The sequence below is a fragment of the Micromonospora sp. CPCC 205558 genome (assembly GCF_036902955.1).
In the GTDB taxonomy this organism is placed as follows: Bacteria; Actinomycetota; Actinomycetes; order Mycobacteriales; family Micromonosporaceae; genus Micromonospora.
Genome location: NZ_JBAKHR010000011.1, coordinates 73,314 through 94,036, shown reverse-complemented (window position 1 = coordinate 94,036; position 20,723 = coordinate 73,314). Strand labels below are relative to the sequence as shown.

Annotated in this window: 19 protein-coding genes; 11 read left to right on the top strand and 8 right to left on the bottom strand. The window is 72.0% G+C overall.

The window, feature by feature from the left end; genetic code table 11:
• Positions 1–30 precede the first annotated feature (30 nt).
• From V6U86_RS15340 to V6U86_RS15325, 4 genes are all read left to right on the top strand, one after another.
• Positions 31–3,456, top strand: a complete 3,426-nt coding sequence (locus tag V6U86_RS15340; RefSeq protein WP_334503582.1) for an ATP-dependent helicase — start codon at positions 31–33, stop codon at positions 3,454–3,456.
• A gap of 226 nt (positions 3,457–3,682) precedes the next feature.
• Positions 3,683–3,886: a transcription antiterminator/RNA stability regulator CspE gene (cspE, locus tag V6U86_RS15335; RefSeq protein WP_007464836.1), complete on the top strand. Its 204-nt coding sequence runs from the start codon at positions 3,683–3,685 to the stop codon at positions 3,884–3,886.
• A gap of 222 nt (positions 3,887–4,108) precedes the next feature.
• A complete protein-coding gene (locus tag V6U86_RS15330) occupies positions 4,109–5,422 on the top strand; it encodes a DEAD/DEAH box helicase (RefSeq protein WP_334503580.1) in 1,314 nt (437 codons plus the stop codon).
• 246 nt (positions 5,423–5,668) lie between these two features.
• Positions 5,669–5,869 (top strand): hypothetical protein, encoded by a 201-nt coding sequence (locus V6U86_RS15325; RefSeq protein WP_334503578.1) that lies wholly within the window; start codon positions 5,669–5,671, stop codon positions 5,867–5,869.
• Positions 5,870–6,083: 214 nt separating this feature from the next.
• On the opposite strand, the gene V6U86_RS15320 is transcribed toward V6U86_RS15325, so the two are convergent.
• Genes V6U86_RS15320 through V6U86_RS15305 form a run of 4 tightly spaced genes read right to left on the bottom strand, consistent with a single transcriptional unit; the run spans position 6,084 to position 9,273 of the window.
• Positions 6,084–6,557 (bottom strand): RrF2 family transcriptional regulator, encoded by a 474-nt coding sequence (locus V6U86_RS15320; RefSeq protein WP_334503576.1) that lies wholly within the window; start codon positions 6,555–6,557, stop codon positions 6,084–6,086.
• A gap of 1 nt (position 6,558) precedes the next feature.
• Positions 6,559–7,443: an ABC transporter permease gene (locus tag V6U86_RS15315; protein ID WP_334503573.1), complete on the bottom strand. Its 885-nt coding sequence runs from the start codon at positions 7,441–7,443 to the stop codon at positions 6,559–6,561.
• Entirely contained in the window at positions 7,433–8,212 is a 780-nt protein-coding gene (locus V6U86_RS15310) for an ABC transporter ATP-binding protein (RefSeq protein WP_334503572.1), read from the bottom strand. Before V6U86_RS15310 ends, V6U86_RS15315 begins: the two co-directional genes overlap by 11 nt.
• Positions 8,209–9,273, bottom strand: a complete 1,065-nt coding sequence (locus V6U86_RS15305; protein WP_334503570.1) for an ABC transporter substrate-binding protein — start codon at positions 9,271–9,273, stop codon at positions 8,209–8,211. The genes V6U86_RS15310 and V6U86_RS15305 overlap by 4 nt, the downstream gene beginning before the upstream one ends.
• 173 nt (positions 9,274–9,446) lie before the next feature.
• Here V6U86_RS15305 and V6U86_RS15300 point away from each other — a divergent pair, with 173 nt between their 5' ends.
• The 4 genes from V6U86_RS15300 (at position 9,447) to nudC (ending at position 14,253) form a co-directional block, all read left to right on the top strand.
• Positions 9,447–10,562, top strand: coding sequence for an LLM class flavin-dependent oxidoreductase (locus tag V6U86_RS15300; RefSeq protein WP_334503568.1), 1,116 nt, complete (start codon positions 9,447–9,449; stop codon positions 10,560–10,562).
• Between the two features lie 10 nt (positions 10,563–10,572).
• A complete protein-coding gene (locus V6U86_RS15295) occupies positions 10,573–11,883 on the top strand; it encodes a M16 family metallopeptidase (protein WP_334503566.1) in 1,311 nt (436 codons plus the stop codon).
• A complete protein-coding gene (locus V6U86_RS15290; RefSeq protein WP_334503564.1) occupies positions 11,880–13,223 on the top strand; it encodes a M16 family metallopeptidase in 1,344 nt (447 codons plus the stop codon). The genes V6U86_RS15295 and V6U86_RS15290 overlap by 4 nt, the downstream gene beginning before the upstream one ends.
• Before the next feature lie 67 nt (positions 13,224–13,290).
• Positions 13,291–14,253, top strand: a complete 963-nt coding sequence (nudC, locus tag V6U86_RS15285) for an NAD(+) diphosphatase (RefSeq protein ID WP_334503562.1) — start codon at positions 13,291–13,293, stop codon at positions 14,251–14,253.
• Between the two features lie 127 nt (positions 14,254–14,380).
• Here the strand turns inward: nudC and V6U86_RS15280 are convergent, their stop codons facing one another.
• The 3 genes from V6U86_RS15280 to V6U86_RS15270 form a co-directional block, all read right to left on the bottom strand.
• Complete coding sequence (locus tag V6U86_RS15280) at positions 14,381–14,656, bottom strand: hypothetical protein (protein WP_196929638.1); 276 nt, start codon at positions 14,654–14,656, stop codon at positions 14,381–14,383.
• A gap of 237 nt (positions 14,657–14,893) precedes the next feature.
• Positions 14,894–15,133, bottom strand: a complete 240-nt coding sequence (locus tag V6U86_RS15275; RefSeq protein WP_030337575.1) for a DUF397 domain-containing protein — start codon at positions 15,131–15,133, stop codon at positions 14,894–14,896.
• Between the two features lie 74 nt (positions 15,134–15,207).
• Positions 15,208–16,188 (bottom strand): helix-turn-helix domain-containing protein, encoded by a 981-nt coding sequence (locus V6U86_RS15270; RefSeq protein WP_334503557.1) that lies wholly within the window; start codon positions 16,186–16,188, stop codon positions 15,208–15,210.
• A 214-nt stretch (positions 16,189–16,402) separates the two neighbouring features.
• Here V6U86_RS15270 and V6U86_RS15265 point away from each other — a divergent pair, with 214 nt between their 5' ends.
• Positions 16,403–17,731 carry an MFS transporter gene (locus tag V6U86_RS15265; RefSeq protein WP_334503555.1) on the top strand — a complete coding sequence of 443 codons (1,329 nt, stop codon included), beginning with the start codon at positions 16,403–16,405 and terminating at the stop codon, positions 17,729–17,731.
• Between the two features lie 9 nt (positions 17,732–17,740).
• Here V6U86_RS15265 and V6U86_RS15260 read toward each other — a convergent pair whose 3' ends face one another.
• Positions 17,741–17,983 carry a mycoredoxin gene (locus tag V6U86_RS15260; protein ID WP_334503553.1) on the bottom strand — a complete coding sequence of 81 codons (243 nt, stop codon included), beginning with the start codon at positions 17,981–17,983 and terminating at the stop codon, positions 17,741–17,743.
• Positions 17,984–18,075: 92 nt separating this feature from the next.
• On the opposite strand from V6U86_RS15260, the gene V6U86_RS15255 reads away from it, so the two are divergent.
• Together V6U86_RS15255 and V6U86_RS15250 are read left to right on the top strand one after the other, a co-directional pair.
• Positions 18,076–20,241 (top strand): ATP-dependent DNA helicase UvrD2, encoded by a 2,166-nt coding sequence (locus tag V6U86_RS15255; RefSeq protein WP_334503551.1) that lies wholly within the window; start codon positions 18,076–18,078, stop codon positions 20,239–20,241.
• Between the two features lie 121 nt (positions 20,242–20,362).
• Positions 20,363–20,611: a hypothetical protein gene (locus V6U86_RS15250; RefSeq protein ID WP_334503549.1), complete on the top strand. Its 249-nt coding sequence runs from the start codon at positions 20,363–20,365 to the stop codon at positions 20,609–20,611.
• Positions 20,612–20,723 lie beyond the last annotated feature (112 nt).

Below are 20,723 nucleotides of genomic sequence, written 5' to 3'. Positions count from 1 at the left end.
TGAGCCGGTGTTGCAGCCTGTGACGACACCGTGAGTCAGCCCACCCTGTTCGGCGCCGGTCCCGCGCCGACGCCCCGGCTCGCGGACTCCGGCCCCCGGTACACACCGGTGGAGTTGGCCAAGCTGCTGCGGTTGCCGGCACCCACCCGGGAACAGGCCGCGATCATCGCCGCCCCGGTGGAGCCGCTGCTGGTGGTCGCGGGTGCCGGGTCGGGCAAGACCGAGACGATGGCCGCGCGGGTGGTCTGGCTGGTGGCCAACTCGTACGTGCGGCCGGAGCAGATCCTCGGGCTGACCTTCACCCGCAAGGCGGCCGGTGAACTGGCCCATCGGGTACGGACCCGGCTCGACCAGCTGATCCGCCGCCTCGGCCGGCAGGGACGGGACCCGTTGGACGATCCGCTCGCGGGTGAGCCGACAGTCTCCACCTACCACTCGTACGCCGGGCGGATCGTTACCGAGCACGGGCTGCGGGCCGGCTACGAGCCGTCCACCCGACTGCTCACCGAGGCGTCCCGCTGGCAGTTGGTCGACCTGCTGGTGCGCAACTACGACGGCGACATGTCCGAGGTGGACCGGATGCCGAGCACCATCACCGACGCGGTGCTGGCGCTCGCCGGCGAGTTGGACGAGCACCTGGTCGCGCCGGACGAGTTGGCCGCCTGGACCGGTCGGTTCTTCGCCGAGGTGCAGTCCCGGCCGGGTCGGGTGTACGCAGACGTGCGCAAGGCGCTCACCCTCCAGCAGACCCGGTTGCGGCTGCTGCCGCTGGTGCGGGCGTACGCCCGGCGCAAGTTGGACTTCGAGGCGATGGACTTCGCCGACCAGCTCGCCCGGGCGGCCCGGGTGGCCCGGGATCACCCGGCGGTCGGCGTGATCGAGCGGGACCGCTTCCGGGTGGTGTTGCTCGACGAGTACCAGGACACCAGCCACGCCCAGGTGGTGTTGCTCAACGCGCTGTTCGGTGGGGGGCACCCGGTGACCGCGGTGGGCGACCCGTGCCAGTCGATCTACGGCTGGCGGGGGGCCAGCGCGGGCACCCTGGACCGGTTCCCCACCGAGTTCGCCCGCGCCGACGGTGAGCCGGCCCCGGCGCTGGGGCTCACCACGAGTTGGCGCAACCGCCCGGAGATCCTCCGGGTGGCGAACGCGCTCTCCACCCCGCTGCGGGCGGCGGGTGCCCGGGTGCCGGAGCTGCGCTCCGCGTTGACCGTCCGGGACCCGATCCCGCACCGCAGCCCGGGCGGTTCGGCCGGCGGCACGGTGCACTGCGCGATGCTGCCCACGTACGCCGATGAGGCCGACTGGATCGCCGACAGCGTGCTCGCCGCGTGGCGCGGGGCGGCCGGAATGCCGGGTGTGGCCCCGGAGCACATCCCGGTGGCGCGGCGCCCGACGACCGCCGTGCTGGTCCGGGTGCGCAGCCAGATCCCGGCGATCGAGTCGGCGCTGCGTGAGCGTGGCCTGCCGGTCGAGGTGGTCGGGCTGGGTGGCCTGTTGGACACCCCCGAGGTGCGCGATGTGGTCTGCACGCTGCGGGTGCTGGCCGACCCGACGGACGGGGCCGCGCTGCTGCGGTTGCTCACCGGCGCCCGTTGGCGGATCGGGCCGCGTGACCTGGTGGCGTTGCACCGGCGGGCTCGAACCATCGCGAGGGCCCGGCGACAGGTGGCCGCCGACGACGCCGCGGAGATCAGCCCTGACCTGTTGGACGAGGCGACTCTGGTGGAGGCGTTGGCCGACCTCGGGCCGGCGCAGGCGTACTCGGCGGAGGGTTTCGCGCGGCTGCGCGCGTACGGCCGGGAGCTGGCGCTGCTGCGCTACCGACTGGACCAGGCGCTGCCGGACCTGATCGCGGACATCGAGCGGACCATCGGCCTGGACGTGGAGGTCGCGGTGCGGGCCGGCCGGGACGGCGCTGGCGACGCGGGCCTGGCCCGGGGGCACCTGGACGCGCTCGGCGACGTGGCGGCCCGGTTCAGCGGGGAGACGCCCGGCGCGACCCTGTCCGGCTTCCTGTCCTACCTGGCCGCTGCCGAGGACGAGGAGCGTGGCCTGGCGCCGGGCGAGGTCGAGGTGGTGGAGGGCGCGGTGCAGGTGGTCACCGCGCACGCTGCCAAGGGCCTGGAGTGGGACGTGGTGGCGGTGGCCGGGCTCAGTCGTGGGCTGTGGCCGGGGCCGGTCCGCAACTCCGACCACTGGCTGGGCGGGCTGGGTGTGCTGCCGTTCCCGCTGCGCGGTGATGCCGACGGGCTGCCTGAATTGGCGCTCGACGAGGCGGGGGACCAGCGGGCCGTGGCGCGGGCGGTGACCGACTTCACCGACGCGTGGCGGGCCCACGACGAGCGGGAGGAGCGCCGGCTGACGTACGTGGCGGTGACCCGGCCGCGCCGGCTGCTGCTCTGCTCCGGTTACTGGTGGGGGGAGGGCACGAAGCGACCGCGAGGTCCGTCGGTCTTCCTGCGGGAGGTGTACGACGCCTGCCTCGACGGCGGGCCGGGGCACCTGATCGACGCGTGGGCGCCGGAGCCGACGCCCGATGCGACGAACCCCACGGCTGAGGTGGTGCTCCGCGCGGAGTGGCCCGCCGACCCGCTGGGCGGTCGACGGCCGGCGCTGGCCGAGGCGGCCGGACTGGTACGTCGGCTGATGGCCGACGGTCCGGCGGCGGCGCTGCCCGGGCCGGTCGGGCCGGTGCTCGCCGGGTCGGTGACGCCACTGGGGTCGACGGTCGAGCCGGCCGAGCCGGAGCTGGATCCGGAGGTGGCGCGCTGGCAGCGCGAGGCAGACCTGCTGCTGGCCGAGCGCGCCGAGCTGACCCGGCTCTCCGGTGCGGTCGAGGTGGCGCTGCCCGGGCAGTTGAGTGTCACCCAACTGGTCGCGCTGCGGCGTGATCCGGCGGCGCTGGCCCGTACGCTGCGTCGCCCGGTGCCGACCGAACCCAACCCGTACGCCCGTCGGGGCACCGCCTTCCACGCCTGGTTGGAGCAGCGCTTCGGCGCCGACCGTTTGTTGGACCTGGACGAGCTGCCCGGCGCGGCCGACGCCGATGCCGCACCTGACGAGGCTCTGGTCGAGCTTCAGGAACGGTTCCTGGCCAGCGAGTGGGCCGACCGGTCACCGGTGGAGGTGGAGGTGCCGTTCGCCACGGTGATCGCCGGGGTGGTGGTGCGGGGCCGGATGGATGCGGTCTTCGCCCGGCCGGGTGGCCGGTTCGACGTGGTCGACTGGAAGACCGGCGCGCAGCCCACCGGGACGGCGGCGGAGGTGGCCGCGGTGCAGCTGGCGGTGTACCGGCTGGCCTGGGCGGAGTTGGCCGGCGTGCCGGTCGACCGGGTGGGCGCGGCGTTCCACTACGTCCGGCACGGGGTGACCGTCCGGCCCGCCGACCTGCTGGATGTGGCGGGCCTCACGGCCATGATCGCCCAGTTGCCCGAGGATTCTGCCCAACGTTGACCACTGCGGGGAAAACCGTGGTAGGTTGACCGGGTTGCAGTTTTGGTTACCAGAGACTCTGTGTGCGCCTGGCGGGATTGTGGCCCCAGGCGCTCTTTGTTGTGTCCGGAGTTCTCCGGGCGGGGCGACCAGAAGCGACAGGCGATTCGCGCATCCCCGCGCGGAGCGCTCCTCTTCGGGCACGCAACAAGTGTGTGTCCGACGTTCCGTCAAGGAGACGAAACACATGGCTATTGGCACCGTGAAGTGGTTCAACGCTGACAAGGGCTTCGGCTTCATCACCCCGGACGGCGGCGGCGCTGACGTCTTCGCCCACTTCTCGGCGATCCAGTCCTCCGGCTACCGGAGCCTGGACGAGAACCAGCGGGTCGAGTTCGAGGTGACCCAGGGCCAGAAGGGCCCGCAGGCGGAGAACATCCGCCCGCTCTGATCTTCGGATCGGTCAGCATTACCTGTCGCGCCCTCCGGGTGTGACGGTGACGGGACCGGCCCGCCCCGCCGCCGCCTGCTCACGCAGGCGGCGGCCCGGCGGCGGGCCGGCCTGTACTCCAAATCGGTTCGTGCTTGTGAGTCCTGGCGGCCTTTTTCGCTGGTGACAGCGCCGACTTCGGCGCCCTCCCTCGACACGTGCCGCGTCGAGGAAGGCTTCCGCATGACCACAGTTGTTCCCTCGTTCGCTCATACCGGTCTGGCGCCGGCGCTGCTCACCGCGCTGACCGCGCAGGGCATCACCGAGCCGTTCCCGATCCAGTCGGCGACGCTGCCCGACTCGCTCGCCGGCCGGGACGTGCTCGGACGGGGCCGCACCGGCTCCGGCAAGACTCTCGCCTTCGGGCTTCCGCTGCTCTCGCGTACCGCTGGCCGCAAGGCCCGCCCGGGACGTCCGCTGGCCCTGGTGCTGGTGCCGACCCGTGAGCTGGCCCAGCAGGTCACCACCGCCCTGGCCCCGTACGCCCGCGCGCTCGGGTTGCGCTGCGCCACCGTCGTCGGCGGGCTGTCGTTGCAGCGCCAGGCGGACGCCCTGCGCGCCGGCGCCGAGGTGGTTGTCGCCACCCCCGGCCGGCTGCACGACCTGATCAACCGTGGCGACGCCCGGCTCGACCAGGTCGAGATCACCGTGCTCGACGAGGCCGACCAGATGGCCGACATGGGTTTCCTGCCGCAGGTCACCAAGCTGCTGGAGCAGGTCGCGCCGCAGGGGCAGCGGATGCTCTTCTCCGCGACGCTGGACGGTGGCGTGGACCGGCTGGTCCGCCGCTTCCTGAGCAACCCGGTCACCCACTCGGTCGACCCGGGCACCGCCACGGTCACCGCGATGACCCATCACGTGCTGCACGTCGACGCGGTCGACAAGCCCGACGCGCTGACCCGGATCGCCGCCCGCGAGGGCCGCACCATCCTGTTCATGGGCACCAAGCACCGCGCCGACCGGCTGGCCCGCCAACTGCTCTCCAAGGGCGTACGCGCTGCCGCGCTGCACGGCGGCAAGTCCCAGCCGCAGCGCACCCGGATCCTGGAGCAGTTCCGCAACGGTCAGGTGACCGCTCTGGTCGCCACCGACGTGGCGGCCCGGGGCATCCACGTGGATGGCCTGGACATGGTGGTCAACGTGGACCCGCCGACCGAGGCGAAGGACTACCTGCACCGGGGCGGCCGTACCGCCCGGGCCGGCGAGTCCGGTTCCGTTGTCACCCTGGTCCTGCCGGAGCAGCGCCGGGACGTGTCCCGGCTGATGGCGACCGCCGGCATCCGGCCCGAGTCGGTCCAGGTGCGCCCGGGTGACGGGGCGTTGGCCCGGGTGACCGGTGCCCGTGAGCCGTCCGGTGTGCCGGTGACCATCGTCGCGCCGCCGGCGCCCGCCTCTCGGGCGCGTACCTCTGGCGGTTCGGCGGCCGACGGCGGAGCCCGCCCGGCGCACCGCGCGTCGGGGCGCTCCCGTCGCCCGCGTCGCCCCCGTACCGTCTGATCTTCTGCGCGTCGACCGACCCGTCCCGCTTCGGCGGGGCGGGTCGGTTTCGTCTGTGCGGTGTTCCGGGCCGGTCGGCCGTCGGTGCCGCCCGACCGGCCCACCGGCCGCGCCGGACGGACCACATTTCTGAGTCGGTAATCAGCCTCCGCTGGGTCGGCTGGCCGACTGCGCCCCGGCCGGTCGTGGTCGAGGCTGACCGACGGGGGGAAGTCGGGCGGGGGGCCCGGCACGGGAGGGGTGACCATGGCGGGCGAAGTCGGCTCGGGCGCACTGCGTGAACTGATCCTGGTGGTCGCGGTCGCGCTCGCCGGGTTGTTGCTCGCCATGGTTGCGGCCTTCGCGCCCTGGCATGCCACCCCGGCGGGTAATGCTCCTGCCGGTCTGGTGGAGCTGCACAGTCCTGGAGGCCCGGGCTCCGGCCCGGCGGCCACACACGTGGGCTGAGCGGCGACCGGCCTACCGGCGCCGGCGGAGGGGCAGGCCCGGTCAGGATCGGTACGAGGTGTGGTCGGGCCGGCGGGGCACCGGCCCGACCACATCGCCTTAGCACCCTCCTCGGTGTGCTCGAGCACGACGCACGAGCCCAAGATCGCGCTCGACCCAGGAAGTAGGTCCCTCACCACGCGGACGAGGCCACTACATCAATGATCGAACGCGATCATGCGAGCGGTGCGTCGGTGCTGACCGCACTCGGGGCGTGGGTGAGCAGGTTGGCCAGGGTGGTGCTGTCCACGACAGTGGCGATCGCCCCGTGCACCGCCAGCCAGACGTCGGTGAGCCCGGCGGCCACCCCGTGGTAGCCGGCCCGCTCGGCCGGCAGGCCACGCACCGTGGTGAGTGAGCCGCCGACCGCGCGCAGCACGTCGCCGACGGTGATCTCGTCGGCTGGGCGGGTCAGCGCGTACCCGCCGTCGGCGCCGCGATGGCTGTGCAGCAGACCGGCCCGGCGCAGGTCGAGCAGGATGCCCTGCAGGAAGCTGAGCGGGATGTCCTGCACCTCGGCCAGGCTGGCCGCCTTCACCAACTCGCCGACCTTGTCGCCGTCGCCGTCGCCGTCGCCGCCACGACTGGCAGCGGCGGCGACGGCGAGCATCGCCCGGAGCGCGTAGTCGCTGCGCGCGGAGACGAACACGTCACTGACCAGCCTGGTCCAGTACGCCCCAGCGGCGTCGGATCGCCTTGTCCGCCGCGCCGAACGCGGCGTCCACGACCAGGCCGACGACCAGGATGACGATCATCGTGGAGAGCAGCCAGGGTGCGTCGGACAACTCGCGGGAGTACGTGAGCTGGGCACCGAGCGAGGTCTGCGAGATGCCGACCACGAGCAGCTCACCCGCCATCAGGCTGCGCCAGGAGAATGCCCAGCCCTGCTTGAGCCCGGCCACGATCGCCGGCAGGGCGGCCGGTGCGATGACGTACCGGTAGAGGTTGAGCCCCCGGGCACCGAGGTTGCGGCCGGCGCGCAGCAGCAGCGGCGGCACGTAGTCCACACCGGAGATCACCCCGTTGGCGATGGAGGGTGCCGCACCGAGCACCACCACGAAGAAGATCGCCTTCTCGCTCAGCTCGAAGAGCAGGATGGCCAGCGGGAACCAGGCGATCGACGGCATGGTCTGCAGCGCGGTGATCATCGAGCCGATGGCGGCGCGCAGCACAGTGGATCGGGCCACCGCGAGGCCGAGCAGCAGACCGACGGCGACTGAGAAGACGTACCCGAGGGCGGCCCGGCGCAGCGTGGTGACCAGGCCCTCCCAGAGCTGTGGGCCCTGGGCCTGGGCCATCAGCTCGCGGCCGACCTCCAGCGGGCCGGGCAACGAGTACGGCGGCTTCCAACCCGAGAGGACCACGAGCTGCCAGGCGGCGATGGCGATGGCGAGCGCGGCGAGCTTGGGCCAGGTGGCCGCCCAGATCCGGGCACCCCGGGAGACCTCCTTGTCCCGACCGGCGATCTCCAGCGCGTCGAGGCCGGTGATCTCCGCGTCGGTACGCGCCGAACTGGTGAGGGTGTCACTGGCCATGGCGGCCCACCTCCGTACGGAGCCGCTCGGTGACCTCGGCGGCGATGGCGGCGACCTCGGGGGAGTCGATCCGGCGCGGGCGCGGGATGTTCACCTCGGTGGAGTAGATGATCCGACCGGGTCGGCTGGAGAGCAGGATGATCCGGTCGGCCAGCCGGGCCGCCTCGCGGACGTTGTGCGTCACGAAGAGCACCGAGAGGTTGCGCTCGGACCAGATCCGTTCCAGCTCGTCGTGCAGGATGTCCCGGGTCATCGCGTCCAGCGCGCCGAACGGCTCGTCCATCAGCAACACCGGGGTGTCCAGGGCCAGCGTGCGGGCCAGCGCGACGCGCTGCCGCATCCCGCCGGAGAGCTCGTGTGGGCGTTTGCGGCCGAAGTCGGCCAGGTGCACCGTCCGCAGCAGCTCGGCCACCCGCTCGCGGCGTCGGGCCCGGGGCAGTCGGCGCAGCTTGAGGGGCACCTCCACGTTGGCGTCGACTGTCAGCCACGGAAAGAGCGCCGGCTCCTGGAACATCAGGCCCGGGTTGGCGTCGCCGGCCAGGGTGATCTGCCCACCGCTGACCCGGTCCAGCCCGGCCACCAGGTTGAGCAGCGTGCTCTTGCCGCAGCCGGACGCGCCGACCAGGCAGACGAACTCGCCGGGTGCGACGTCGAGCGACACACCGTCCAGGGCCAGGACAGCGTTCGCCCCGCGTCCGTACACCTTTGTCACGCCGGAGAGCGCGACCGCGGTGGTCGCGCTCTTCGGCGTCGTCGTGGTCGACGTCATGGCTGGACGACCTCGGGCTTCCCCTGCGCCTTGAGCGCGTTGTTGAGGTACTTGAGGTCGTACAGGCCGTTGAGGTCCACCGGCTCGGTCAGGCCGACGTCGACGGCGTGGTCGAGCCCGGCCTTGAGGGAGGAGGTGATCGGGTCGTTGGTGAACTCCAACGTCGGCCACGCCTGCTTGATCAGCTTCAGGTCCAGCGGCTTGCCGGTGATCTTGCCGATCGCGTCGGAGATGGCCTGCTGCGCCTCGTCCGGCTTGCTGTTGACGAACTCGTTGGCGGCCACCTGGCCGTCGACCAGCTTCTGCACCACGTCCGGGTGTGCCTTGAGGAACTTCGTGCTCACCAGCAGGTTGGTGATGACGAACTTCTTGTCCGGCCACAGGTCGCGCTCGTCGACGAGCACCTTGCCGCCGGCGTTGACCAGGCGGGAGACGAACGGCTCCGGCACCCAGGCGCCGTCGATCGTGCCGCTGTTGAACGTCTCGATCGTCTGCGCGTTCTCCTGCGGCACGATCTTGACGTCGCCGCCACCCTCCTTGGTGGTCTTGAGGCCCTGCTGCTTGAGCCAGTAGCGGATCGCCACGTCCTGGGTGTTGCCCAGCTGCGGGGTGGCGATCTTCTTGCCCTTGAGGTCCTGCACCCCGGTGATGTTGGGCTTGACCACCAGGGCCACGCCGCCGGAGGCCGCGCCGGAGATGACCCGGACGGCCTCCCCCTTGGACTTGGAGAAGGCGTTCACAGTCGGGTTCGGGCCGATGTAGGTGGCGTCCAGCGCGCCGGAGAAGACCGCCTCGATCGCTGACGGGCCGGCGTTGAAGGTCTTCGGGTCCAACTTGACGTTGCTGCCGAGCTTCTCCGCGAAGATGCCCTTCTCCACACCGACGACCGCCGGCGCGTGGGTGATGTTGGGGAAGTAGCCGAGGCGCAACGTCACCGGGCCGGAGCTGCCGCCCGCGCCCTCGCTGTCGTCGCCGCACGCGGCGGTGCTGCCCAGGGTCGCCGCGCCGAGGGCGGCGAGGGTGGCCAGGGTGACCAACCGGCGCAGGGGGAGCCGTCTCATCGTCCATCCAATCCGCAGTATTCCTACTTAGTTGGTAGGAAGAGTGGGCCAGGCCGCGGTCAGCGTCAAGGCCCATCCACATGGCGGGATGGCGCGTCTCAGTTATGTCGGTATTTCCTACCAGCTTGCTAGGGTAATCGGCATTCGGTGACCGGCAGAGAGGCGACATCGCGATGACCTTCCACTGGTTCCTGCCCACCTCCGGCGACGGCGACCAGGTCGGTGCCGCCACCGTCACCGCGGGGGCCGCGAGGCACGACCGGGCCGCGACGGTGGCCTATCTGGCCGAGGTCGGCCGGGCCGCCGAGGCGAACGGGTTCACCGCCGTGCTCACGCCGGTGGGCGCCGGCTGCCCCGACCCGTGGATCGTCTGTGCGGCGGTGGCCCAGCACACCGAACGGCTCGGCATGCTGGTCGCGGTCCGGGCCGGCTTCGCGCTGCCCACCCTGATCGCCCAGCAGGCCGAGGCGTTCCAATCCATCTCGGCCGGTCGGTTGTCGCTCAACATCGTCACCGGCGGCGACCCGGCCGAGCAGCGGGCGTACGGCGACTTCCTCGGGCACGACGACCGATACGCGCGCACCGCTGAGTTCGTCGAGGTGCTTCGCCGCGCCTGGGCCGGCCGGCCGTTCGACTACGCCGGAGCGCACTACCGGGTCGACGGCGGGGGCCTGGCCACCCCGCTCGCCGCGCCGCCGCCGGTCTACTTCGGCGGCGCGTCCCCGGCCGCCGAGATGGTGGCCGCCCAACAGGCCGACGTGTACCTGATGTGGGGTGAACCGCCAGCGTCGATCGCGGCCCGGGTCGCCCGGGTCCGGGCGCTCGCCGCCGAACAGGGCCGCACCCTGCGCACCGGCCTGCGACTGCACGTCATCGCCCGGCCGACCAGCGCCGAGGCGTGGGCCGAGGCCGACCGGCTGCTGGCCGGCATGAGCCCGGAGCGGATCGCCGCCGCCCAGGCCCGGTTCCGCCGGATGGACTCGGTGGGTCAGGCCCGGATGGCCGCGCTGAACGCCGGCCGCACCGACGGGCTCACCGTCGCACCGAACCTCTGGGCCGGCGTCGGCCTGGTCCGCGAGGGCGCCGGCACCGCGCTGGTCGGCAGCTACGCCGAGGTCGCGGCCCGAATCGACGAGTACGCCGCGCTCGGCGTCGACGAGTTCATCCTCTCCGGCTGGCCGCACCGCGAGGAGGCCGAGCGGGTTGGCGCCGAGGTGTTGCCCCTGGTGACGGCCCCGGTCGCGGCGGCTCCGGGAAGGTCGCGGGTGGCGACGGTGTCGACGCGCTAGGGTCGACTCCGTGGCGGCGCGGAGATCCAGAATTCCAGCGACGAAGTATCCGGTCGAGCGGTTCACCCTCGACAACGGCCTGCGGGTGGTGCTCACCCCCGATCGCAGTGCCCCGGTGATCGGGGTGGCGGTGGTCTACGACGTCGGCATCCGCTCGGAGCCGGAGGGGCGCACCGGCTTCGCCCACCTCTTCGAGCACCTGATGTTCCAAGGCTCGGAGAGCCTGGAGAAGCTGGCCCACTTCCGGCATGTGCAGGGCGCGGGCGGCACCTTCAACGGCTCCACCCACCTGGACTACACCGACTACTTCGAGACGCTGCCGAGCAACGCGCTGGAACGCGCGCTGTTCCTGGAGGCGGACCGGATGCGCGGCCCCCGGCTGACCGAGGAGAACCTGCGCAACCAGGTCGACGTGGTCAAGGAGGAGATCCGGGTCAACGTCCTCAACCGGCCGTACGGCGGCTTCCCCTGGTTGACCCTGCCACCGGTCATGTTCGACACCTTCCCGAACGCCCACGACGGCTACGGCTCCTTCGACGATCTGGAGTCGGCGACCGTCGCCGACGCCGCGGACTTCTTCCGCCGTTACTACGCCAGCGGCAACGCCGTGCTGGCCGTCAGCGGCGACATCGACGTGGCCGAGGCGACCGAACTGGTCACCCGGCACTTCGGCGACGTGCCGGCCCGACCGGCACCGCAACGGCCCGACTTCACCGAGCCCGACCTGAGCGCCGAGCGGCGCACCTCGTACACCGATGCTCTGGCGCCGCTGCCCGCGGTGGCCGGCGCCTGGCGGGTGCCCGACCCGGTCACCGACTTCGCCGGCTACCTGCCGTACGTGGTGCTGGCCGAGGTGCTCACCGACGGCGACGCGTCGCGGCTGGTCGAGCGGCTGGTGCAGCGGGACCGCACGGTGACCAGCCTTGGCGGATACCTCGGTTTCATGGGCGACCCGTTCGACGTTCGCGACCCCACCGCGCTGCTGTTGCAGGCGCACCTGCCGCCCGGTGGTGATGTGGACAAGGTGCTGCGCACCGTTGACGAGGAGCTGGACCGGCTGGCCACCGACGGGCTGACCGACGGTGAGCTGGCCCGCACCCAGGCCCGGATGGCGACGCACCTGCTGCGGGACACCGACGCGGTGCTCGGTCGGGCGCTGCGGATGGCCGTGCTGGAGCAGCAACGCGGCGAACCGGGCCTGCTCAACGAGTTGCCCCGGCTGGTCGGCGAGGTCACCGAGGAGCAGGTCCGGGCCGCCGCAGCCACCCTGCGCCCGGAGCGCCGGGCCGCCATCGAGGTCATTGCCGGAGGCGCCCGATGACTGTCACCACCGCTCCTGCTGGGCCGCGCACGCTGCCTCCGTTGGGGCCGACCCGCAAGCTCAAGGTGCCCAAGCAGGCCGAGCGGACGCTGCGCAACGGTCTCACCGTGATCGCCGTACGCCGGCCCGCCGTGCCCCTGGTCGAACTGCGGCTCTGGGTGCCGTTCGGCCGGGTGCACCTGGCCCGCGGCGCGATGCTCTCGCAGACCATGCTCTCCGGCACCGAGTCGATGACCAGCGTGCAGATCGCCGCCGAGTTGCAGAAGGTGGGCGGCGGGCTCTCCGCGGGCGTCGACCCGGACCGGCTGATGCTCTCCGGCGCCGGCCTGGTCACCGGTCTGGACCGGATGCTGGAGCTGCTGGCCGAGGTGCTGACCGGCGCCAGCTACCCGAGCGACGAGGTGGCCACCGAACGGGACCGGCTGGTCGACCGGATCCAGGTGGCGCAGAGTCAACCGGCGCACCTGGCCCGGGAGGCGCTGCTCAAGCGGATCTACGGCCGGCACCCCTACGCGACGCAGACGCCCGAGCCCGACCAGATCCGTGCCGTCCGACCGGCGGCGCTGCGCACCCTGCACTCGGAGCGGGTCCACCCGACCGGCGCGCAGTTGGTGCTGGTCGGCGACGTGCAGCCGGAGAAGGCGTTGGACGCGGCCGAGCGGGCACTGGGCGGCTGGTCGGGTGCCGGGCGTACGGCCGAACTGCCGGCGACTCCGCCGTTGGAGCCGGGGCCGCTGCTGCTGGTCGACCGGCCGGGCTCGGTGCAGTCCTCGCTGCGGATCGCGCTTCCGGCGGTGTCGCGCACCGACCCGGACCATGCCCCGCTGCAACTGGCCAACCTGATCTTCGGCGGCTACTTCTCCTCCCGATGGGTGGAGAACATCCGCGAGGACAAGGGCTACACGTACGGCCCGCACTCGGTGATCGAGCACTCCGTCGCCGGGTCGGTGCTGGTCGCCGCCGCCGACGTGGCCACCGAGGTCACCGGTCCGGCGCTGCTGGAGACGACGTACGAGCTGGGTCGTTTGGCGTCGCTGCCACCGAAGCCCGAGGAATTGGAGCAGGCCCGGCAGTACGCCCTGGGCACCCTCCAGCTCGGCATGTCCACCCAGGCCGGGTTGGCGGCGTTGACCAGCGCGTACGCGGGCAATGGGCTGCGCCTGGACTTCCTCGCCGAGTACGCGGCGAGGTTGGCGAAGGCCAGTATCGAGGACGTCGCGCAGGCGGCGGCCCGCTACCTGGCACCGGCTCGGGCGGCGATCGTGGTGCTCGGCGACGCCGAGCGGGTCACCCCGGGGCTGGCCGCGCTGACCACTGTCAACACCGAGCGACAGGCATGAGCGAGCGAGCCCTGGGGTTCAGCGGCGTGCCGTCTCCGGCCGACGCGGGGCGCAGCGGAGCGTTGGCGTGAGCGGGGAGGCGGCGCCGCCGTTGGCGCGGTCCACGCTTGATCGGGCGGCACACCGGCGGGGCGACGCGCAGTGGCTGACCGAGGCGTGGTTGCGCGCTCGGGTGTTGCTGCTCGATTCGACCGACGAGGGTCGGACGCTGGTCCGCGCCGAGACGTCGCCTCCGACGTTGGTGCTGTTCGGGGCGGGTGACGTGCCCGCCGGGTCCGAGTCGATGGCGATGTTCCTGGGTGTCGAGCCGGACGGGGTGCCGGTCTTCGCGGTCGACGCGCCGCTGCCGGCGATCCCGGGGACCCGGGCGGTGCACCTCCGCGAGGTGGGTCACCTGCTCGCCGACCGGGAGGCCGGCATCTTCACCACCGCGCTGGCACTGGTCAACTGGCACACCCGGCACGGCTACTCGACGAGCACCGGGGCGCCGACCGCGATGGACGAGGCCGGTTGGTCCCGGGTGGACCGCAATGGCGGGCGGATCTGGCCGCGTACCGACCCGGCGATGATCGTGCTGGTTCACGACGGCGTGGACGGCCCGGACGGCCGCTGCCTGCTCGGCAACAACGCCAGCTGGCCGGGCACCCCCGGCGGTGGTCGCCGCTACTCCTGTCTGGCTGGCTACGTGGAGCCGGGCGAGTCGGCGGAGGCGGCCGTGTTGCGTGAGGTCCGCGAGGAGGTGGGCATCGGGGTCGAGCGCATCGGGTACGTGGGCAGCCAGGCCTGGCCGTTCCCCGGCTCGCTGATGCTGGGCTTCCTGGCCACCGCGAACCCGTCGGAGCCGGTGCGGGTCGACCCGTCCGAGATCGCGTACGCCCGGTGGTTTTCCCGGCGGGAGATCGGGGCGGCGTTGGCCGGGCAGACGGTGGACGTGGGTGATGGGGCCCGACTGATTCTGCCGCCGCCGTCGTCGATCGCGTTGTTCCTCATTCACCGCTGGCTGGACGGCTGGGTCGACGCCGGCAGCTGAGCACGGTCCCGGCCCGTGGCCGCCGTTGCCGCGACGGTCACGGGCCGGGAACACGGGCCGTCGTGGTCGGTGGGTGCGAGTAACGCGGCGGGGGAGCCGGTCCGACCACGACGGACGACCTGTGGGATCAGGTGCCGATGCGGCCCGGTCTGTGTCGGAAGGCGGGCCGCGGTTCGATCAGCGGCAGGACCTTGACCCGCTGCTTGCCGGCGCGGACCGCGCCCACAGTGGCCAGGGCACGGGCCAGCAGCAGTGCGGCGTCCCGGTCCTCGGCGTGCACGATCTGCCGCCGCGGCTCGGGCGCGGTCGTCTCGTCGCGAAGTCGGTGGCCGTCCGCCCAGGCGGCGGCGATGTCCCCGTCGGCGACGGCGCGGATGTCGGTGCGAACGATCAGGAACCGCATGAGGGTCTCCGGATGAACCGCGACGGATGAGCCTGTGTGGAAGTTCCACGTATCCGAGGGCCATGTTACGCCCCGTGTTCGTCCCAGCAACTGAAACGCGCCTATCGGTTTCGAGCCTCGTCCGATTGGCCGAGGGCTGCTCAGCGGGGTTGGCGGGTTGTTCGAGCGCCGGGGTCGGCGGTGCACGACGACGGGGCCGCCGGCAGTGTGCCGACGGCCCCGTGCCCGGTCACCGGATCAGTTCAGATCGAACTGGCCCTTCTTCGCTCCGGTGATGAAACCGAGCCAACCCGCGCGGTTGAACAGCAGCACCGGGCCGCCTCGGTCCTTGCTGTCGCGCAGGGCGACGGCCGACGGGCCGGTGGCGAGCGGTGCGACCTCCACACAGTTGGAGGTCTGGCTGCGGGTGCTGGTACGCCACGGGGCGTCCGCCAACGAGTGGGCGGAGACGGACGGCGTGTTGCGGATGTCGTTCATGGTTCTGCTCCTGATGTGCAGCGATCCGATGGGACGAGTGGTGCTGCACGTTCTGGCGGAGGGTCCCCCGTGGATCACCGTTCCGTCAGTCGCCCCGAACCCTGGCGGCGTTGGGTCGGCGCCGTTGCCGGCCCGAACGCCACTGTGGATGGGGGCGTCGCCTCGGTCAGCCGTCCCGTCGCCTCGATCAGCCAGGAGAGGGTGTCCGAGGCGTCAAGTGCCGCCGTGCATAGCCACTCGAACACCACTTTATAGCGATTTAGCGTGATTGACTCGGTCGACATGACGTCGGTGAAGCCACCTTCGATGGCCAATGTCTCCGGATCGAGGGGATCGGCGAACCGATAGACCGAGAAAGCGGTCGGCGGAAGGTACCAATCGCCGATCTGGGTGTCCCGGAGCAGCACGTGCAGGGTCACGTTCGGCAGCAGGGCCAGCTCGCAGAGTTGGAGCAGTTGCTCGTGCAGGACCTCCGGCGGCCCGGCCCGGCGGCCGAGAGCCGCCTCCTCCAACACGGCGGTGTAGCGGGGAGCGTGCGGCTCCCGGGTGAGCAGCGACTGGCGGGCCAGCCGCGCCTGCACCTCGGTCTCCGGCTCGTCGCCGGGCTCCGGCTCGCCCGCGCCCGCGTTCACCTGGCGGGCCGACACGATCCGGAGCTGGGCGTACCCGGGGGTCTGCAACAGGCCCGGCACCAGCACCGGGTTGTACTCGGAGATCTCCGCGCAGCCCGCCTCCAGCTCGGCCCAGCCGCGCTGTTGCTGCGTCATCACCGGGAAGTTCTTCAACCAGCCGCGCATGTCGCCGGCTTCGTTGGTGATGCCCAGCAACTCGTCGTGCAGCGCCTGGTCGGCACCGTAGAGGTCGAGCAGGTCGCCGACGTCCTGCGGGTCCGGTCGGCTGCGGCCGTTCTCCAGGCGGGACAGTTTGGACGCGGAGGCCCAACCGATACGCTCGATTACCTGATCGCCGGTGAGGCCCGCAGCCTCACGCAGGCGGCGCAGCTCGATGCCCAACCGGCGACGACGCAGGATCGGGCTGGGTGCGGCAGGAGGCACAGTGTCCTCTTTCCCGTCGACCGCCGCAGACGCGACGGTAACTGTATGAAATTCGCCCCCCACGGTCAGTATGGACGGCGCGACCGGTGTCGGAGGTTCCGGCGAGGGCGTGTCTTGCGAAAATCGGACCACGGGAATGCCGAACGGCGACGGACCCGAGGTCGCGGCCAGTCGACTTCGCCCACCTGGGCACGCCATCCCGCCGGAGGGACCCATGCGCACGATCCTGCGCCGACCCGACTTCCGCCTGCTCTTCGGCGGCCTGCTGGCCAGCATGACCGCCGAGTCGATCCTGCTGCTCGCACTCGCGATCTGGGTCAAGGATCTGACCGGCTCGAACGGGTTGGCCGGTGCCACGATCTTCGCGGTCATCGCGCCGATGACGCTGGCGCCGCTGGTCGGCTGGGTCGTCGACCGCTACCCGCGCCGACCGTTCTTCGTGGCCGCGAACGTGGTGACCGCCGCCCTGCTCACCCCGCTGTTCACCGTCCACGACTCGGGCGACGTCTGGGTCGTCTACCTGGTGGCCGCCCTGTACGGACTCTCGTCCATCACGCTCGGCGCGGCGCTCAGCGGGCTCATCCGCGAGTTGGTGCCGGTCGAGCTGCTGGCCGAGGCGAACGGCGTGCTCCAGACCGTACGCCAGGGGATACGACTGGTCGGCCCGCTGATGGGCGCGGCGCTCTACGCGGCGCTCGGCGGGTGGGCGCTGGCCGGAATCGGCATGGTCGGATTTCTGACCGCGGCGGCGGTGGTGACCGCGCTGCCCACCCCGCGACAGGTGCCGCCGGCCGTACGGCTGCGGTGGCCGGCCGAGCTGGGCGCCGGCCTGCGGCACCTGGCCCGCGAGCCGGCCCTGCGACGGGCCCTGCTCGGTTACGGGCTCGGCTCACTGGTGATGGGCTTCAGTGAGTCGCTCATCTTCGCCTACGTGGACCAGGGGCTGAACCGGGATGCCGCGTTCGTGGGTGTGCTGGTCACCGTGCAGGGCGTGGGTGGGTTGCTCGGCGGGCTCTGCTCACCGACGTTGGTCCGCCGGCTCGGAGAGGTCGGCACGCTGGCCGCCGGGGTCGCCTTCTTCTCTCCGGCCGCGCTCGCGCTCGCGTACCCCGATCTGCGGCTCGGGTTCGCGGCGGTGCTGCTGGCCGGGGTCTCGCTCCCACTGACGATGGTGGGGTTGCACACGCTGATCCAGCGCCGCACCCCGCCCGAGCTGGTCGGCCGGGTCGCCGCGGCCACCCAGGCGGTGGTCAGCGGGCCACAGGCGTTCTCCATTGGGGCGGGTGCCCTGCTGGTCGGGTTCCTGGACTACCGGCTGTTGTTCGCGCTGGTCGGGGTGGCCACCCTGGCCGCCGGCAGCTACCTGTGGCGGGGTCGGCATCTGAGCGCGCCGACCGGGGCCCGCCCGCCGACGCCGCCCACCCGCCCGACGCTCCCGGCGCCTCGCCGACCGGCCGAGGACGCCGACCGACCCGGACTTCCAGCACCCACCGATCCACGACGAGCGGCCGCCCCGGGTGGGGCGGCCGCGCACCGAGAATGAACCGGGAGATCAGACGTTGAGGGTTTCCAGGTGCTGCTTGACCTGAGTGATCGAGGGATTCGTCAGGGCGCTGCCGTCGGCGAAGCGCAGCGTCGGCACCGTCTGGTTGCCGCCGTTGACACTCATCACGAACTCCGCGGCCTTCGGGTCCTGCTCGATGTCGACCACCTCGTACCCGATGCCCTCCCGGTCAAGCTGCGACTTCAGCCGGTGGCAGTAGCCGCACCAGGGGGTGGAATACATCGTCAGCATGGTCGGATCCTCCAACTCCTCCGGCCGCGGCTTGCGGATCAAGCCGAGGCTGTTCGCTGCAACGCTGGGAGGAGCTGAGATGATTCCTGGTTGTGGTGGTTCACTCAGCGTCGGAACAGGTGCTCGCCGGGCTGGACCCGGAGCAACGCTCCGCCGTGACCGCACCCGCCGGCCCGGTCTGCATCCTGGCCGGCGCCGGCACGGGCAAGACCCGGGCGATCACCTCCCGAATCGCCCACCGGGCGCTCTCCGGGGAGATCTCCCCCCGGCACGTGCTCGCGGTCACCTTCACCGCCCGTGCCGCCGCCGAAATGCGACACCGTCTCACTCTGCTCGGGGCGCAAGGTGTCCAGGCGCGGACCTTCCACGCGGCCGCGCTGCGCCAGGTGCGGTACTTCGCGCCCCGGCTGCTGGCCGGTCGCGCCATGCCCGAACTGCTCGACAGCAAGGTGCGACTGGTCACGCTCGCCGCCGCCCGGGTCGGTCTGCGTACCGACCGGGCCGCCGCCCGCGACCTGGCCGGCGAGATCGAGTGGGCGAAGTCGTCGCTGGTCGAACCGGCGGACTACGTGGTGGCCGCGGCCCGGGCGCTGCGCGACACACCCCACGAGCCGGCGAAGGTGGCCGACGTGTTCACCGCGTACGAGCAGCTCAAGCGCTCGAACGGTGTGATCGACTTCGAGGACATGCTGCGGGCCGCGGTGTGGGGCATCGAGGAGCACCCGGACGTCGGCGAGCAGGTTCGCGGCCAGTACCGGCATTTCGTGGTCGACGAGTACCAGGACGTCAACCCCCTCCAGCAACGGCTGCTGGACGCCTGGCTGGGCGGCCGGGACGACCTGACCGTGGTCGGGGACGCCAGCCAGACGATCTACTCGTTCACCGGGGCGACCTCCGCGTACCTGGTCGACTTCCCTCGCCGACACCGCCGCGCGACAGTGGTCCGGTTGGTCCGTGACTACCGCTCCACCCCCCAGGTGGTCGGGCTGGCCAACGCGGTGATCTCCCAGGCCCGGGGCACCGAGGCACGGCTGCGGCTGGAGTTGAGCGGGCAACGCCCACCCGGCCCCGAACCGGATCTGCGGATCTTCACCGACGAGCCGGCGGAGGCGAACGCGGTGGCCGCGCGCTGCCGGTCGCTGATCGACGCGGGCACGCCGGCGAAGGAGATCGCCGTGCTGTTCCGCGTCAACGCGCAGTCCGAGGCGTACGAGAAGGCGCTCACCGAGGCCGCTGTGCCGTACGTCGTGCAGGGCGCGGAGCGGTTCTTCGAACGGGCCGAGGTGCGCCAGGCGATGGTCGCGTTGCGTGCCGCCACCCGCTCCATCCCGGGGGAGACACCATTGCCGGCCGCCGTCGTCGAGGCGCTCACCGCCGTCGGCTGGGCCCCGGACGCGCCCCCGGCCGGTGGCGCCGCCCGCGAGCGATGGGAGGCGCTGTCCGCGCTGGTCCAGCTCGCCGAGGAGTACGCGGCCACCCCCGAGGTCGTGCCGATCGGCGAGGCCGCCTCGGTGGAGCGCCCGGTCACCCTCTCCGACTTCACCGAGGAGTTGGCGCGTCGGGCCGCCCAGCAGCACGTGCCGACGGTGGACGGGGTGACGCTGGCGTCCCTGCACTCGGCGAAGGGGCTGGAGTGGGACGCGGTCTTCCTGGTCGGCCTCGCCGAGGGCACCCTGCCCACCACGTACGCCAAGACCGTCGAGCAGGTTGAGGAGGAGCGCCGGCTGCTCTACGTCGGGATCACCCGCGCCCGGGAGTGGCTCTGGCTGTCGTACGCGACCGCGCGCTCGCCGGGCGGACGGGCCCGGCGGCCGTCTCGGTTCCTGCCCCAGCTGGACCGCTCCGGCGGCACCGAACGGGCGACCGGCGGCACCGGTCCGGCCCGCCGTCCCGAGCGGCGGCGAACCCAGATCGTCTCCTGCCGGATCTGCGGCGCCACCCTGCTCGCCGGCCCGGACCGCAAGCTCGGTCGCTGCCCCACCTGCCCGTCCGACATCGACGATGAGCTGCACGAACGGCTGCGGGAGTGGCGGCAACGGGTGGCCGGTGCGCAGAAGGTCCCGGCGTACGTGGTCTTCACCGACGCGACGCTGATCGCGTTGGCCGAGCGGCGACCGGGCCGGTCGGAGGAACTGATCGCCATCGCCGGTATCGGCCCGCGCAAGTTGGGCCTCTACGGGGAGTCGGTGCTGGCGCTCGTGGCTGGTGCCGGGGTGGACGATGTCTGCCCGGAGAAAACTTTCGAAATCTCGTCGTAAATTCGTTTGCCCTCGCCCCGGCGCGAGGAATAGCCTCAGGACACACCACGCGAGCGGCGCCATTCCGGCTGCTCACGGGGTCGGTCCAGTCGATTCGAGGAACGTGAGGGAGGTGGCACCTGTGGAGATCTTCACCTATGAGCGTCTGACGGCGATGCCGTCTGTCCACGCTCCGCTGTCGGCTGTCCGGGTGGCCCTTGCGGCCGCACGACCGTCGGTTCCGCAGGTGCACCAGGTTCAGGCCGAGCTGATCCTGACCGTCGCGCCCACCGGAGTCGAGGGGACCAGTGGCACCACGGGCATGGGCATCAATGACGTCAAGAAGCGTATGGATGTCCGCGGCGTTCCACCTCGAGGTAGACCGGTCTGACCATCAGACTCCGGCTCACCTCGAGGCCGCGGAACCCGCTTACCGGGATCCGCGGCCTCAGTTTTTTGCCCGCCGTAAGTACGTCGGAATGCGATCCACGAGATCGAAGTGA

What these genes read in the sequence shown, in the direction of transcription:
- V6U86_RS15305 (WP_334503570.1), bottom strand. Translation starts at nt 9,273, where the DNA reads ATGAGACGGCTCCCCCTGCGCCGGTTGGTCACCCTGGCCACCCTCGCC.
- V6U86_RS15265 (WP_334503555.1), top strand. Translation starts at nt 16,403, where the DNA reads ATGCGCACGATCCTGCGCCGACCCGACTTCCGCCTGCTCTTCGGCGGC.
- V6U86_RS15325 (WP_334503578.1), top strand. Translation starts at nt 5,669, where the DNA reads ATGGCGGGCGAAGTCGGCTCGGGCGCACTGCGTGAACTGATCCTGGTG.
- V6U86_RS15310 (WP_334503572.1), bottom strand. Translation starts at nt 8,212, where the DNA reads ATGACGTCGACCACGACGACGCCGAAGAGCGCGACCACCGCGGTCGCG.
- V6U86_RS15280 (WP_196929638.1), bottom strand. Translation starts at nt 14,656, where the DNA reads ATGCGGTTCCTGATCGTTCGCACCGACATCCGCGCCGTCGCCGACGGG.
- V6U86_RS15315 (WP_334503573.1), bottom strand. Translation starts at nt 7,443, where the DNA reads ATGGCCAGTGACACCCTCACCAGTTCGGCGCGTACCGACGCGGAGATC.
- V6U86_RS15275 (WP_030337575.1), bottom strand. Translation starts at nt 15,133, where the DNA reads ATGAACGACATCCGCAACACGCCGTCCGTCTCCGCCCACTCGTTGGCG.
- V6U86_RS15290 (WP_334503564.1), top strand. Translation starts at nt 11,880, where the DNA reads ATGACTGTCACCACCGCTCCTGCTGGGCCGCGCACGCTGCCTCCGTTG.
- V6U86_RS15330 (WP_334503580.1), top strand. Translation starts at nt 4,109, where the DNA reads ATGACCACAGTTGTTCCCTCGTTCGCTCATACCGGTCTGGCGCCGGCG.
- cspE (WP_007464836.1), top strand. Translation starts at nt 3,683, where the DNA reads ATGGCTATTGGCACCGTGAAGTGGTTCAACGCTGACAAGGGCTTCGGC.
- V6U86_RS15260 (WP_334503553.1), bottom strand. Translation starts at nt 17,983, where the DNA reads ATGCTGACGATGTATTCCACCCCCTGGTGCGGCTACTGCCACCGGCTG.
- V6U86_RS15300 (WP_334503568.1), top strand. Translation starts at nt 9,447, where the DNA reads ATGACCTTCCACTGGTTCCTGCCCACCTCCGGCGACGGCGACCAGGTC.